The sequence below is a fragment of the Rathayibacter sp. AY2B3 genome (genome assembly GCF_002931755.1).
Lineage (GTDB): Bacteria > Actinomycetota > Actinomycetes > Actinomycetales > Microbacteriaceae > Rathayibacter.
In genome coordinates this window covers 1-14,319 of record NZ_PSUG01000013.1, presented here as the reverse complement: position 1 = coordinate 14,319, position 14,319 = coordinate 1, and the positions used below count along the sequence as shown (strand labels likewise).

Sequence of the window (14,319 nt, the reverse complement as noted above, 5' to 3'; positions counted from 1 at the left end):
GGGCCTAGCGTCCGCCCGAGCGGCGCTTGTTGTAGACGTCGAAGGCGACCGCGAGAAGGAGCACGAGGCCCTTGACCGCCTGCTGCCACTCGATGCCGATGCCCATGATCGACATGCCGTTGTTCAGGACGCCGATGATGAGGCCACCGATGATCGCGCCGCCGATGGTGCCGACGCCGCCCTGGACCGCCGCGCCGCCGATGAAGGCGGCCGAGATGGCCTCGAGCTCGAAGCCGTCGCCCGCCTTCGGGCCGGCGAGGTTGAGTCGCGCGGTGAAGACGAGGCCGGCCAGCGCCGCGAGGACGCCCATGTTGACGAACAGCCAGAAGGTGACGTTGCGGGTCTTGATGCCGGACAGCTCCGCGGCGTGCAGGTTGCCGCCGATCGCGTAGACGTGACGGCCGAAGACGGAGCGGTTCATGACCACGCCGTAGATCAGGACGAGCACGGCGAGCACGATCAGGGTGACCGGGATGCCCTTGAAGGTGGCCAGCGCGAAGGAGAAGGCCGCGATCACGACGGAGACGAGGACGAGCTTGGTGACGAACCAGGCGCCCGGCTCGACGCTCTGCGCGTACTTCTGGCGGCCGCGGCGGGTGCGCACGGACTGCACGGCGAAGGCGACGATCGCGAGCGCGCCGATGACGAGCGACAGCGGGTCGAGGTCGGTCTCGCCGAACAGGTCGGTGAGGAAGCCGTTGCCCAGCGCGCGGTACTCGGTCGGGAAGGAGCCGATGTTCGCGTTGCCGAGGACGACGAGCGCCAGGCCGCGGAAGATCAGCATGCCCGCCAGGGTCACGATGAACGCCGGGATCCCGACGTACGCGATCCAGAAGCCCTGCCACGCTCCGACGAGTGCGCCGATGAGGAGGGAGAGGACGATCGACAGCCACCACGGGAGGCCCATGTTGACCGCGAAGACGCCCGAGATCGCTCCGACGAACGCCGCGACCGAGCCGACCGAGAGGTCGATGTGCCCGGCCACGATGACCATCACCATGCCGATGGCGAGGATCAGGATGTAGCCGTTCTGGACGATCAGGTTCGAGATGTTCTGGGGGCGGAGGAGGATGCCGCCGGTCATCACCTCGAACAGCAGCACCACCACGATGAGGGCGATGAAGATGCCGTTCTTGCCGAGGTCGCCCAGCACATGGCTGAGGCGCTTCGTGAAGGCGTTCTCGGTGGGCTTCACCTGCGCACCGGCCGCGGTGGACGGTTCGTTCTGCAGATCGGTCATCGTTGCTTCTCCTGGGTCATGAGGGTGAGGACCGCCTCGGGCGTCGCCTCGGCGATGGGCAGCTCGCCCGTGATCCGGCCCTCCGACAGCGCGTAGACGCGGTCGCAGATGCCGAGCAGCTCCGGCAGCTCGGAGGAGATGACGATGATCCCCTTACCCTGCGCCGCGAGCCGGTTGATGATGGTGTAGATCTCGTACTTCGCACCCACGTCGATGCCGCGGGTGGGCTCGTCGAGGATGAGGACGTCCGGGTCGGAGTAGATCCACTTCGACAGGACGACCTTCTGCTGGTTGCCGCCGGAGAGCTTCCCGGTCTTGGCGAGCACGGTCGGAGACTTGATGTTCATGCTGCCGCGGTACTCGTTGGCGACCTCGAACTCGCGGTTGTCGTCGACGAGTCCGCCGCGGGCGACCTTGTCGAGGGACGCGAGCGAGATGTTCCGCTTGATGTCGTCGATGAGGTTGAGGCCGTAGTGCTTGCGGTCCTCGGTCGCGTAGGCGAGCCCGTGGGCGATCGCCTCCGAGACGTTGCGGATCTTGATCTCCTTGCCGGCCTTGAAGACCTGGCCCGAGATGCGGCTGCCGTAGGAGCGGCCGAAGAGGCTCATCGCGAACTCGGTGCGCCCGGCGCCCATGAGTCCGGCGATGCCGACGATCTCGCCGCGGTGCACCGACAGGTTGACCTTGTCCACCATGACGCGCGTCGGATCCTGGGGGTGGTGGGCCGTCCAGTCGACCACGCGCAGGATCTCCTCGCCGATGTGCGGCGTGTGGTCCGGGTAGCGGTGGTCCAGGTCGCGGCCGACCATGTCCTTGATGATGCGGTCCTCGGTGACGTCGTCGTGCGCGATCGTCTCGATGGTCTTGCCGTCGCGGATGACCGTGACGGTGTCCGCGATCTTCTTGATCTCGTTCAGCTTGTGGCTGATGATGATCGACGTGATGCCCTGCTCCTTGAGGTGCAGGATCAGGTCGAGCAGGTGGTCCGAGTCCTCGTCGTTCAGGGCTGCGGTGGGCTCGTCGAGGATGAGCAGCTTGACCCGCTTGGAGAGCGCCTTCGCGATCTCGACGAGCTGCTGCTTGCCGACTCCGATCTCCATGATCTTGGTGGTCGGGTTCTCGCGCAGACCCACGCGGGCCAGCAGCGCCGCCGCCTCCTGGTTGGTCTTGTTCCAGTCGATCAGGCCGCCGAAGCCGCGCACCTCGTTGCCGAGGAAGATGTTCTCCGCGATGGAGAGGTAGGGGCTGAGGGCCAGCTCCTGGTGGATGATGACGATGCCCTTGGCCTCCGAGTCGCGGATGCTGGAGAACTGCATCACCTCGTCCTCGAAGACGATGTCGCCCTCGTAGGTGCCGTGCGGATAGACGCCCGACAGGACCTTCATCAGCGTCGACTTGCCGGCGCCGTTCTCCCCGCAGATCGCGTGGACTTCGCCGCGCTGTGCGTTGAGCGTGACGTCCTGGAGCGCCTTCACGCCCGGGAACGTCTTGGTGATGCCGCGCATCTCGAGGATGTTCGAGGTCACGCCGCCTCCCTTCCTTCGTAGTGGGGGAGGGCGCCCACTGGGCGCCCTCCCGGGGTGTTCCTTCTCGGGTGAGGAGAGAGGACTAGCCGTTCACTTCCGCATCCGTGTAGTACCCGCCGTCGACGAGGACGGACTGGATCTGGTCCTTGGTGACGATGACCGGCTCGAGCAGGAAGGACGGGACGACCTTCTTGCCGTTGTCGTAGGTCTCGGTGTCGTTGACCTCGGGCTCGGTGCCCTCGAGCACGGCCTGGGCCATCTTCACGGCCTCCTTGGCGAGCTCGCGGGTGTCCTTGTAGATGGTCGCGTACTGCTCGCCGGCGATGATCGCCTTGACGGAGTCGAGCTCGGCGTCCTGACCGGTGATGATCGGGAAGTCGGAGCCGACGGTGTACCCGGCGTCGGTCAGAGCGGAGATGATGCCGCGGCTGAGGCCGTCGTAGGGCGAGAGGACGCCCTGGACCTTGGAGCCGTCGGAGTACGTCTTGGTGAGGATGTCCTCCATGCGGCTCTGGGCGACCTCGCCGTCCCAGCGGAGCGTGGCGACGGTGTTGAAGTCGGTCTCGCCGGACTTCACGACGAGCGTCTTGTCGTCGATGTACGGCTGGAGGGTGTCCATCGCGCCGTTGAAGAAGAACGTGGCGTTGTTGTCGTCGGGGCTTCCGGCGAACAGCTCGACGTTGAAGGGGCCGGCGGGGGCGTCGGCGGCCTTCGCACCGGTGAGGTCGGTGAGACCGAGGCCCGCGAGGAGCGAGGTGGCCTGCTGGACGCCCACCTTGTAGTTGTCGAAGGTGGCGTAGTAGTCCACGTTCTCGGAGTCGCGGATGAGGCGGTCGTAGGCGATGACGGGGATGTCGTTGGCCTTGGCCTCCTCGAGCACGCTCGTGAGGGTGGTGCCGTCGATCGAGGCGACGATCAGGGCCTTGGCGCCCTTGGTGATCATGTTCTCGAGCTGCGAGACCTGGGTGGGGATGTCGTCCTCGGCGTACTGCAGGTCGACCTGGTAGCCGGCCTCCTCGAGCTGCGACTTGACGTTGTTGCCGTCAGCGATCCAGCGCTCGGACGACTTGGTCGGCATCGCGACGCCGACGAGGCCGCCGTCGCCGGATCCCGAGCCCGAGCCGCCACCGGTTCCGGAGGAGCAGGCGGCGAGGGAGAGGATCATCGCTCCGCCGGCGATGCCGGCGATGAGAGCGCGCTTCATTGTGGTCACTGTGATTCCTTCGTCATTGAATGCAGTGGATGCAGGGCCGCCCTCGGGATCGGGGCGGAGATGTGATGCCATGTGAGCGATCACATTGCGTCATGCTAGACCCGACGGCGCCGTTCGTGTCAACGCGCACGTCTCGACTCGGTAACGGGACATCGACGGCGCGTCGTGCGCTCTCGGAGCGGTGCTGTCAAGGGTCCCCGGCCCCGGAAGGGAGCCGGAGCCGTCGGCGTTGCGTCCAGCACTGTCGAAAGGACGCACACCATGACGAAGACCTGGTTCATCACCGGCGCCTCGAAGGGCTTCGGCCGCGAGTGGGCCGAGGCGGCGCTCGAGCGCGGCGACTCGGTCGCCGGCACCGCCCGCCGGATCGAGACCCTCGACGCCCTCGTCGAGAAGTACCCCGGGACGTTCCTCCCGCTGACCCTCGACGTGACCGACCGCGCGGCGGACTTCGCCGCCGTGCAGGCCGCTGCCGAGCGCTTCGGGCGCCTGGACGTCGTGATCAACAACGCCGGCTACGGGCACTTCGGCATGATCGAGGAGCTCACCGAGGAGGAGGTCCGCGCGCAGCTCGAGACCAACGTCTTCGGCGCCCTCTGGGTCACGCAGGCCGCGCTGCCGATCCTCCGCGAGCAGGGCTCGGGGCACATCGTCCAGGTGTCGAGCATCGGCGGCATCAGCGCGTTCCCGTCGATCGGCGCCTACCACGCGTCGAAGTGGGCGCTCGAGGGCTTCACCCAGTCGCTGGCCGCCGAGGTCGCCGGCTTCGGGATCCACGTGACCCTCGTCGAGCCCGGCGGGTACTCGACCGACTGGTCCGGTCCCTCCGCGTCGCGCAGCGAGCCGATCGCCGCGTACGACGGGGTCCGCGAGGCCGCGAGCCGTCGCCCCTCCGCCGCTCAGCAGGGCGATCCGAGGGCCTCGCGCCTCGGGATCCTCGCGGTCGTGGACGCGGACGAGCCGCCGCTGCGCATCTTCTTCGGACGCGCGCCGCTGGGCATCGCGACGGCGGACTACGAGTCGCGCCTCGAGACCTGGAAGCGCTGGAACGACGTGTCGATCGCCGCTCACGGCGAGTGATCCCGGGCGGTCGCGGCGCGAGGGCGTCGCGGCCGCCGGTCAGCGCGAGGCGGTGACGCTCGCGCTCCGGGGGACGGCCGTGGATCCGCGGACGACCAGCTGCGGAGCGATCGGCGCCGCCTTCTCCGGCCGGTCGCCCTCGATCAGGCTGAGCAGCGCGGCCACGCACCGGCGTCCGAGCTCCACGAAGTCCTGGCGGACGCTGGTCAGCGGCGGCCAGTAGAACGCCGCCTCGGGGATGTCGTCGAAGCCGATGACGCTGACGTCCTCCGGCACACGGACTCCGCGCTCGTGGAACGCGCTCATCAGTCCGAGTGCCATCTGGTCGTTCCCCGCGAACACCGCGGTGAAGTCGAGGAAGCGCGAGAGCTCGAGGCCCACGCGGTGGCCGCGCTCGGCGCTCCAGTCGCCCAGCAGCGGCGGGCGCAGCGGGATCGAGCGGTGGTCGAGCTCGGCGAGGTAGCCCCGCATCCGCGCCTCGGCCTCGATCCAGTCCTGCGGGCCGGCCAGGTGCACGATCTCGGTGTGCCCGAGGTCGATCAGATGCCCGGTGGCGATGCGGGCGCCGGCCATCTGGTCGACGTAGAGCGCGTCGTCGCGGTCGTCCTCGCTCGTCTGCAGCGTCACGTGCGGGATCCGCAGCGCGACTCCGGAGAGGATGTCGAAGACGCGGATCTGCGGCGCGACGACCACGAGGCCCTCGACCGCCTGGTTGAGCAGGTGCCGGATCCCGGCCTGGATCGACGCGCCGTCGGTGCCGTCGACGTTGGCCGTGACGACGAGGTAGCCCGCGTCGCGCGCCGCGACCTCGATGGCCTGGATGCTCGAGGCCGGGCCGTACTGGAGGCTCTGCGAGGACAGCACGCCGACGGTGCGGGTGCGGCTGGTGACGAGGGCCCGCGCGGCGAGGTTGGGGCGGTAGTCGAGCTCGGCCATCACCTCGAGCACGCGCTTCTTCGTCTCGGCGCGGAGGCTCGGGTGGTCGTTCAGGACCCGGGAGACGGTCTGGTGCGAGACGCCGGCCGCGCGGGCGACGTCGTAGATGCTCGGCGCCCGCGACGCGGGCTTGTCTTCCGGCATCGGGCACCGCGGCTCTCTGTGATCGGCGCCTCCGACGCAGGACCGGGGCGCCCTCACGGGCGGCTCGCCCGTCCGCGGGCGCGTGTGAGCACACTTTACGTCCCTCGGCGCGGGGGCCTGCACACCGACGGAACCTCGACGGCTCGGACGGGGCGCCGCCCCCGGATCGGCTGGAGGTTCCGGCGCCGCCGGTGCGGGCGTGCTGGATCGACGCGATCCGCATCTCCGCCCCGCGGTCGTCGCGCGGGTGGTCGCCGCGGTCGGGTCAGCCGTCGAAGACCTCGGCCGAGGCGAAGGCCGCGTCGGAGCGGAGCACGGAGACGAGTTCCGCGGGGCAGTCCTCGAAGACGGTCCTCTCCGGCTGGGGAGGCGTCTCCGCTGCGAAGTCGACGACGAGTCCGTAGCAGGTGTAGACCTCGCTGGGACCGCTGAACCAGCCGCCCTCATCCTCCTCTCCGAGGATCGGACCGGACGCGAGGAAGAGCGAGAAGCGGGCCTCGCCGTCCGTGACGTCCTCGTCGTAGAGCACCACTCCGCCGTCCTCGAGCATCGAGGGATCGACCGACTCGGCCTCTCCGTTCCAGCGGGGGACGTCGATTCCCGAGAGATAGGCGGACGGGTCCTCGAGAGGCGGTGGATAAGCCTCCGGATTCAAGCCGTGGAGTATGCCGATCGTCTCGTCGAGCGACCCGTAGACACTCGTGCTGAGCGGATCCTCGACCGCGGCCATCCGCCGCCACAGCCTGCCGTCGATCCCGCTGTCGTGGCCGTGGTACTCCGTCGCGCACGCCGAGAGCGCCGTGATCGACGCCATTACCGCCGCTGCTCTCCACGCCCTGCTGATCGACACCCGGCCCATCCTGCCCGACGCGCCTCGTCAGCGGGCGCGGAGGACCTGCGGGGCCCGGAGGAGGGCGACCGCCGAGAGGGGCCGCGCAGGCGAGTGCGGCGCGGGCGATCTCGACAGGATCGCCGAAGGAGCGCGCGAGCTCCGACTCGTCGCCCGCGACGTGCTCCGAGGCGTCCTCGAGCAGTTCGCGTCGCGACCGCCGAGCGAGGGTCCCTTCCGGAGGTTCGTGAGGATCTTCTCCGCGTCCGTCGCCGTGCGGACCACTACGCCGTGCCTCGCAGGGCCTGGCACTACCCAGCGTGCGGGTCGCGCGTCATCCGGAGCGTGACGATCGCACAGCGATCACAGGCGCCGCCCTGCGGTCCGGGAAATTCTCCTTCGTGTGGACGACAGTGACGAGAAGTCCGGGAGAGGCTGGCACATCGATCTCGGCAAGCCGCCGGAGAGCGTGTCCAGCGATGTCGTCGACGCTCTCGATCGGGTCTCCGCGGAATTCGCGGCATTCCGGAACGGTGTTTCCTGGAAAGGCGGGGAGCGGGAATCGGCACTCCGTGGAGCCGCCCGACTCGGGGCCGGAGAGCACCGGCTCGCCGTCGCCTCGGGGCTGACCCGAGACGATGTCCGCTCCTTTCTCGCGGGGGAGCGATAAGCAGTCGGAGAGGTGGTTCCTCTGCGCTTCGACAAGCCGGATCCGAAGGTGGAGAAAGACCTCGAGAAGGCGTGAATCCACGAAGATCGGGGACGACGAGGAGTGGGCTCGACTCGCGCCTCCCTCGGCGGAGGAGTGACGGGCGCCGTGTCCCGGTGGTGGAGAGGCGGCGATCCCGGCGTCCCGAGTCGCGCCGCCTAGTCCCGTCCGCGGAAGAAGCGGATGAGCTCGCGCAGGGCCGGGAGCGTCGCGCTGTCGGCCTCGGTGTCGTCGAGGTCGTCGAAGGACGTGCGGAGCCCGGCGGCCTCGGCGTCGGCGGCGGACTCGAACGCCATCGACCACTCCGGGAACAGGCGCTCCTGGATCGGCTCCGCGAGGAGGGTGCGCAACTGCGCGTGGCGCTCGTCGGCGGCGATGACGGCCATCCGCTCCCGCAGGACCTCGTCCGGCCCCTCGAGCACCTGGAGGAACCGGCCGTCGCGGTGCAGGAGCATGCCGGTCAGGCCGAGGCGCTCGTTGGTCGCGCGGCACTGGGCGAGCAGCGCGGGAAGGTCGGCGTCCGCGAAGCCGGCGGAGGTGCGGCTGGAGTAGACGAGGGAGAGCACGGCGTCCGTTCCTGGTGGGGGGAGGCGGGCGCCTCCGCTCCCAGTGGACCACCGACGGGGCCGCTCGCACGGCCACTTCCCCCGGCGGCGGCGGCCTGCTGGAGCTAGCCGACCGTGATCGGAGCGGCGGACGGACGGGTGCCCTGCCGCATCCAGACGAAGAAGCCGACCAGGGTGAACGCGCCGTAGAAGACGTACATCAGCCCCGACGCGTAGTAGCCGGCCGAGAACAGCAGCGGCACGCCGACCAGGTCGACGGCCACCCAGATGAGCCAGAACTCGGTCCAGCCCTTCGCCATGCCGTAGGTGGCGAGGACGGAGCCGACGAAGATCCACGCGTCGCTCCAGACCGGCTCGTAGGAGCCGAGCGCGCGGAACACGGGGGTCAGCACCGCGGTGCCGCCGACCATCCCGAGCACCAGCAGGCCGCGGGTGCGCCACGACGCCCAGCGCGGCTCGATCAGGGTCGTGGAGTCGTCGGGGCGGTGGGTCCACCGGTACCAGCCGTAGACGCTGACCAGGATGAACATCACCTGCCGCCCGGCCTGCCCGAGCAGGTTGACGGGGTTGGGAGTGCCGAACAGAGCACCCATGAAGACCGTGAACAGCAGCACATTGCCGATGAGGCCGACCGGCCAGGCCCAGACCTTCCGCCGCATCCCGCCGAGGGCGCTGAGGAGCCCGAAGACGTTGCCGATGACCTCCCGCCAGAGGACGGTCTGCTCGCCGATGACGATCTGCGCGTCGAACAGCCAGTGCACGAGGTCCACGAGGCCTTCTTCCTGAATCGGGATGCCGGGTGGTGCAACCCTGCCCCATCCCGGGCCATTCCCGTCGCGGGCGGATGCGCGCCGGCGACCGTAGGCTGGCGGGATGACGTCCCGGGTGCGACTCCTGCTGGCCTCGTCGCACCCCGGGCCGACCGTGACGGTCACCGTGCTGGCGACCGTGATCGCGGCGGCGTCCGGGCATCCGCTCGGGCAGGTCGTGCTGGTGGCGCTCGCCGTGCTCCTCGGGCAGCTCTCGATCGGGCTCGCGAACGACTGGATCGACGCCGACCGCGACCGCGCGGTGGGGCGCACCGACAAGCCGGTCGCGCAGGGGCTGATCGGCGTAGGCGCCGTCCGCGCGGCCGCACTGGGCACGGCCGCGGCCGCCGTGGTGCTCTCGCTGCTGCTCGGACCGGTCGCCGCGGTCGCGCATCTGATGCTGGTCGCCGCGGGCTGGGCCTACGACGCGGGGCTCAAGCGCACGGTCTGGTCGGTCGCTCCGTTCGTGGTCGCCTTCGGGCTGCTGCCGGTGGTGGCGGTGGCGGCGGGCGACGGCCGGCTCCCCGCCTGGTGGGCGATCGCGACCGGGGCCGTGTTCGGCGTCGCCATCCACTGCACGAACGTGCTCCCCGATCTGGTCGACGACGAGGCCACCGGGGTCCGCGGCTTCCCCCACCGCCTCGGCCTGCGGCTCTCCGGAGTCGTCGCCTTCGGATCGCTGGTGGTAGCCGCGCTGCTCGTGCTCGTCGGACAGCTCGTCGGCGACCAGCCGGTGCGCGGGACGGGCGTGGTGCTCGCGGTGATCGGGACCCTCGCGGTGGTCGTGCTCGCCGCCGCGGGCGTCCGCCTGGTGCTGAGCGGCCCGCCGACGCGCACCCTGTTCCGGCTCGTGATCGCGGCGTCGCTCGTGCTGGTGGTCGAGCTCGGGCTGGCGGGCGCGCGGCTGGTCGGCTGACCGGCCGCCCGCGACCTCAGGACCAGCGCATTGCGTAGACGCGGGCGAGCAGGTCCGAGGTCGGCAGGGTGAGGGCGGTGCGCAGGAACGCCTCGCGGCCGCGGTGCGCGAGCGTGCCGAGCGGTCGTCCGAGCGCCATGTTCGCCTCCGCCTGCCGCGCCGCGCGCCGGGCCGCGGTGGTGCGCCGCCGGGCGAAGCCGGGCCAGGGGCCGGCCTCGCCGCGGCGCACGGCACCGGCCAGGAGCGGAGCGAGCTCGGCGGCGTCGAGCCAGCCGAGGTTCATGCCCTGCCCGCCGATCGGACTGATCTCGTGCGCGGCGTCGCCGATGAGGACGACGCGGCCGACCCCCATCCGCTCGGCCTCGCGGCGCCGCACCTGGAAGCCGCTGAGCATCGTGCAGGTCTCCGGGTCGGCGTCGGCGCCCGTCCGATCGCGGACCGCGGCGGCCAGGGCGCGCGCGGCCTCCTGGTCGGGGGCCTCCTCGGGTCGCCAGGCGGGGGCGCCGAGGGAGCGGTCGGGCCCGCTCAGCGCGACGTAGCGGCGCCGTCCGCCCGGCAGCGGGAAGGACTCCACGACTCCCGCCGGGCCGACGTCGACGAGCGCGGTGCCGGTGAGGCCGCCGGGCTCGGGGTCGGCGAAGTCGCCCATCACATAGCGGTCCGGGTAGTCGCGGCCGGTGGTGCGGATCCCGAGCAGGTCGCGGACGGTGCTCCGGGCGCCGTCGGCTCCGACGACGAAGGCGGCGCGGACCGAGACGGGCTCACCGCCCGGTCCGGTGCCGGTCGCCTCGACGCCGGAGCCGCGGCGGAGCAGGCCGGTCAGCGCGATCCCGGGGCGCAGCGCCTCCGGGGCCAGTGCCTCGAGGCGCTGGCGGAGGATCGCCTCGGTGCGGTGCTGATCGAGGGTGACGACGTAGGGGTGCGTCGCGGACGCGCGCGCGAACGAGAGCGTGCCGAGGGTGCGGCCCCGGCTGCGCGCGACGCCCTCGCGGACGCGCGTGGCCTCGGCCAGCACGGGAGCATCGGCGCCGACCGCGGCGAACACGTCGAGCGACGGCGGGTGGATGCCGATCGCCCGCGAGCCGCGCGGGACCGAGGAGCGCCGCTCCCACACCTGCACACCCGCCCCGGCCTGCGCCAGGAGCGCGCCGAGCAGGAGTCCGACCGGACCGCCGCCGACCACGAGCACGTCCGTCTCCGCTGTCACGGGTCGAGCCTAGGGAGAGGCGGCGCGGCGGGCGAGGGGGTGCGCTCGACCGCCGCGCGTGCTCAGGGTGCCAGCGGAGGCGTCAGAGCGCGTCGACGGCGGCGAGCACGTCCTCGGTCTCGGTGCGCGTCGTGTAGTCGACGTGCACGTCGGCCGTGCGGACGATCCGGTCGGCGTCGACGACCAGGACGGTCGGGTACGGGACGGCCGGGGTGTCGTCGGCGTTGCTGTCCTTCACGGCGAAGCCGAGCGCGGTGTGCGCCTCCTGCGCCTCGCCGCTGGGGGCGGTGACGATGCCGAGAGCGCTCGCCAGCGCGTTGCCGGGGTCGGAGACGACGGTGAAGCCCAGGTCGCCGTTCGCGACGGCCGCGCGCGACCCGTCGGGGGTCTGCGGGCTGACCGCGACGAGAGCGACCCCGCGCGAGGCGAGCTCGGGGGCGAGGGTCTCGTTGTAGTGCTTGAGCGTGATGTTGCAGTACGGGCACCAGGCGCCGCGGTAGAAGACGAGGACGGCCGGGCCCGCGCCGAGGACGTCCGCGAGGTCGACGGTGTCGCCGTCGACGGTCACGACGGAGGCGGCGGGGAGCGCGGCGCCGGCGGTGACGGCTCCGCTCGGAGCGCCGGCGGCGACGAGGTCGTCGCGCTCGCCGGAGAAGACGGCGGCGAGCTCGGGGCCGACCGTGTCGTCGAAGCCGACGGTGAACTCGTCGAGCTGCGTGCGGACGGAGGTGCTGGTCATCGGAAGTCCTTCGGTCGTGACGGTCGGTGTCCCCCGTCCGGGAGCCTAGGCTCGCGACGAGCCGGGCGCCGCGTGCGCGTCATGCGGCGTCACACGACGGCCGACGAGTGTCGGCCGGCGCGCGGACAGGGGACCGACCCCGTCACTCCGGGGCGACGACCAGCGCGCCGCCGGCCGAGCGCGAGACGCACGGCATGATCCAGCGCTCGTGCTCCTCCGGGGTCAGCACCAGGTCGCGGTGCTCCGCCGTGCCGCCGACCAGGCGGAGGCGGCAGGTGCCGCAGGTGCCCGACTCGCAGGAGGAGTCGACGTCGATCCCGGAGGAGCGGAGCGCGGTGAGGAGCGAGCGGTCGGCCGCGACCTCGACGGCGGCTCCCGTCGGCTCCCACACGGCGGCGAAGGGGACGGCCCGGTCGCCGACGGCGTCGACGCCCGCGAAGTCCTCGACGTGGATCCGGCTCGGGCGCCAGTGCATCGTGAGGGCGAGGACCTCGTCGATCAGCGCGGACGGACCGCAGCAGTAGATCCGGGCGTCGTCGTCGGGCGCGGCGACGAGCGGCCAGAGGTCGAGCCGGCCGTGGATCGCACTGTGGTGCAGGAGGGAGCCGTCGGCGGAGAACTCGTCGAGCCACGCGGTGTCCTCGGGGGTGCGGCTGAGGTACACGACCTGCACGGCCGATCCCTGCGCCCGGAGCTCGGCGGCCATCGCGCGGATCGGAGTGACCCCGATCCCGCCCGCGATCAGGAGGTACCGGGCGGCGGGCTCGAGGGCGAAGGTGTTCGCGGGAGGCGCGGAGGCGAGGACGTCGCCGACGCGGACGTCGTCGTGGAGGCTCCGCGATCCGCCCCGCCCCTCGGGCTCCCGGCGCACCGCGATCGCGTAGTGCGACGGCTCCGGGGATCCCGGCTCGACGAGGCTGTAGCTGCGGCGCTCGCCGGAGGGGGTGGTGAGCGTGAGGTGCGCGCCGGCCGAGTAGCCGGGCAGCGGGGCGCCGTCCTCGCTCCGCAGCACGAAGCGGGTGACGGCCGGGGTGAGCGCCTCGCGCTCGGCCACCACGAGCAGCAGCTCAGCCACGGAGCACCAGCTCGTCGCCCACGCCGAGCGTGCCGCCGTCGAGGACCTCCGCGTAGACGCCGAGGAGCTCGTGGCCGTAGGTCTCGTGCAGCAGCCGGGGGACCGGCAGGTCGCGCCGACCGGTGCCCGGCTCGACCTCGGTCGCGGCGCACCGCTCGGTGGCCTTCGTGATCCGCAGCCGCAGCCCGCCCGCGGTGAGCTCGCGCCCGAGCAGCTCGAGCTCACTCCACGCGGGCAGCCCCTCGAGGTGGATGTTCCCGCGGAACCGCAGCGGATCGACGCTCCGGCCGCAGCGCTCGGCGAGGTCGCGGACGCTCGCCAGGTTGATCAGGGAGACGTACTCCATCTCGACGTCGGAGTTGTGCGCGGTGTCGGTGTAGCGGCGCCCCTCGTCCTGCGCGATCACCGGCTCGACGCCGGGCGGCAGGTCGAGCACGCGCGCGGCGAAGGAGCGCAGCGCGGCCCGTCCGTCCTCCGTGCCGAGGTCGGCGGAGAGGACCCGGTGGCCGCGGACGTCGACGGTGAGCACTCCGCTGCCGGGGTCGAGGTGCGTGGTCAGCCCGGCGAGGCGGGCCTCGGCGACGAGCACGAAGTACTCGCGCTTGGAGATGCCGTGCCGCAGGCCGGGCCGGTAGGCGCCGCCGGGGCGGGCGAGCGCGATCGTGCGGTCGAAGGGGACGCCGCGGCCGGCGGTGAGCTCGACGCGGGGGATCGGCTGCGGGGTCAGGCCCTTCACCGGGTAGACGAAGAGGCCGTCCACGCGTGTCGTCATGCCCCCATCCTGGCGCATCGCAGGGGGAGCCGCCGCGGCGCGGGAGACCCCGAGGAACGGGCGCGGCGCCGTGCGGATCCTGCGAGGGCGGAGGGACGGATCCGCTTCAGCGAGCCTCGTCAGTACTGGAGCGAGAGGCCGACCAGGGGCGGGACGACGAGCGCGCCCAGCTCGACGATCGCGACGCTCGCTCCGACGCCGAGCGTGACGGCCGAGAGCAGCCGGGCGCGGTCCTTCCGAGCGACGCCGATGACGCCGACGATCGCGGTCGCCGTCGCGAGCACGAGCATCGTGACCCCGAGGGCGGCGAAGAGCGCCCCGATCTGCGTGGTGTCGAATCCGCCCTGGAACGCGAGGACCGGGATGGCCGTGGTGAGCGCGGTCCGCCCGATCTGCGCGAGGACGAGGACGATCGCGAGGACGAGGCCGACGATGCCGACCACGTCGCGGGGGCGGGACTGAGGGGCGGGGACGGAGGCGGTCACGCCGTCGAGCCTAGGGGCGGGCGCCGCCGCGGGGCGAGCCCGCTCCGTCCGTCCCCGCCGGAACGCCCCCGCC

General features: G+C 71.7%; 14 protein-coding genes. 2 read left to right on the top strand and 12 right to left on the bottom strand.

Annotation, left to right across the window (positions count from 1 at the left end):
- Nucleotides 1-4 precede the first annotated feature (4 nt).
- The 3 genes from mmsB to chvE all read right to left on the bottom strand — a co-directional run bounded on the left by mmsB (nucleotide 5) and on the right by chvE (nucleotide 3,970).
- Complete coding sequence (gene mmsB, locus C5C24_RS06050) at nucleotides 5-1,240, bottom strand: multiple monosaccharide ABC transporter permease (RefSeq protein ID WP_104224982.1); 1,236 nt, start codon at nucleotides 1,238-1,240, stop codon at nucleotides 5-7.
- Nucleotides 1,237-2,766, bottom strand: coding sequence for a multiple monosaccharide ABC transporter ATP-binding protein (gene mmsA, locus C5C24_RS06045; protein WP_104256398.1), 1,530 nt, complete (start codon nucleotides 2,764-2,766; stop codon nucleotides 1,237-1,239). The genes mmsB and mmsA overlap by 4 nt, the downstream gene beginning before the upstream one ends.
- Nucleotides 2,767-2,848: 82 nt before the next feature.
- Complete coding sequence (gene chvE, locus C5C24_RS06040; RefSeq protein WP_104276703.1) at nucleotides 2,849-3,970, bottom strand: multiple monosaccharide ABC transporter substrate-binding protein; 1,122 nt, start codon at nucleotides 3,968-3,970, stop codon at nucleotides 2,849-2,851.
- Between the two features lie 270 nt (nucleotides 3,971-4,240).
- Here chvE and C5C24_RS06035 point away from each other — a divergent pair, with 270 nt between their 5' ends.
- The gene (locus tag C5C24_RS06035; RefSeq protein WP_104276702.1) at nucleotides 4,241-5,059 is read left to right on the top strand and encodes an SDR family oxidoreductase; all 819 of its coding nucleotides are present in this window, start codon (nucleotides 4,241-4,243) and stop codon (nucleotides 5,057-5,059) included.
- 39 nt (nucleotides 5,060-5,098) lie between these two features.
- Here the strand turns inward: C5C24_RS06035 and C5C24_RS06030 are convergent, their stop codons facing one another.
- From C5C24_RS06030 to pnuC, 4 genes are all read right to left on the bottom strand, one after another.
- Nucleotides 5,099-6,139, bottom strand: a complete 1,041-nt coding sequence (locus C5C24_RS06030) for a LacI family DNA-binding transcriptional regulator (protein ID WP_104234510.1) — start codon at nucleotides 6,137-6,139, stop codon at nucleotides 5,099-5,101.
- 265 nt (nucleotides 6,140-6,404) lie between these two features.
- Complete coding sequence (locus tag C5C24_RS06025) at nucleotides 6,405-6,953, bottom strand: hypothetical protein (protein WP_104304540.1); 549 nt, start codon at nucleotides 6,951-6,953, stop codon at nucleotides 6,405-6,407.
- 882 nt (nucleotides 6,954-7,835) lie between these two features.
- Nucleotides 7,836-8,243 carry a BLUF domain-containing protein gene (locus C5C24_RS06015; protein WP_104281741.1) on the bottom strand — a complete coding sequence of 136 codons (408 nt, stop codon included), beginning with the start codon at nucleotides 8,241-8,243 and terminating at the stop codon, nucleotides 7,836-7,838.
- A 104-nt stretch (nucleotides 8,244-8,347) separates the two neighbouring features.
- Entirely contained in the window at nucleotides 8,348-9,013 is a 666-nt protein-coding gene (gene pnuC, locus C5C24_RS06010; protein WP_104227403.1) for a nicotinamide riboside transporter PnuC, read from the bottom strand.
- Between the two features lie 103 nt (nucleotides 9,014-9,116).
- Here pnuC and C5C24_RS06005 point away from each other — a divergent pair, with 103 nt between their 5' ends.
- The gene (locus tag C5C24_RS06005; RefSeq protein WP_104281740.1) at nucleotides 9,117-9,968 is read left to right on the top strand and encodes a UbiA family prenyltransferase; all 852 of its coding nucleotides are present in this window, start codon (nucleotides 9,117-9,119) and stop codon (nucleotides 9,966-9,968) included.
- A gap of 16 nt (nucleotides 9,969-9,984) precedes the next feature.
- On the opposite strand, the gene C5C24_RS06000 is transcribed toward C5C24_RS06005, so the two are convergent.
- The 5 genes from C5C24_RS06000 to C5C24_RS05980 form a co-directional block, all read right to left on the bottom strand.
- Nucleotides 9,985-11,175, bottom strand: a complete 1,191-nt coding sequence (locus C5C24_RS06000; protein ID WP_104281739.1) for an NAD(P)/FAD-dependent oxidoreductase — start codon at nucleotides 11,173-11,175, stop codon at nucleotides 9,985-9,987.
- An 82-nt stretch (nucleotides 11,176-11,257) separates the two neighbouring features.
- Nucleotides 11,258-11,914, bottom strand: coding sequence for a peroxiredoxin-like family protein (locus C5C24_RS05995; protein ID WP_104276694.1), 657 nt, complete (start codon nucleotides 11,912-11,914; stop codon nucleotides 11,258-11,260).
- A gap of 142 nt (nucleotides 11,915-12,056) precedes the next feature.
- Nucleotides 12,057-12,989 carry a PDR/VanB family oxidoreductase gene (locus C5C24_RS05990; RefSeq protein WP_104281738.1) on the bottom strand — a complete coding sequence of 311 codons (933 nt, stop codon included), beginning with the start codon at nucleotides 12,987-12,989 and terminating at the stop codon, nucleotides 12,057-12,059.
- Nucleotides 12,982-13,761 (bottom strand): MOSC domain-containing protein, encoded by a 780-nt coding sequence (locus tag C5C24_RS05985; protein WP_181110339.1) that lies wholly within the window; start codon nucleotides 13,759-13,761, stop codon nucleotides 12,982-12,984. The genes C5C24_RS05990 and C5C24_RS05985 overlap by 8 nt, the downstream gene beginning before the upstream one ends.
- 119 nt (nucleotides 13,762-13,880) lie before the next feature.
- On the bottom strand, nucleotides 13,881-14,246 hold the full coding sequence (locus C5C24_RS05980; RefSeq protein WP_104296217.1) for a hypothetical protein: 366 nt from the start codon (nucleotides 14,244-14,246) through the stop codon (nucleotides 13,881-13,883).
- Between the last annotated feature and the right edge of the window lie 73 nt (nucleotides 14,247-14,319).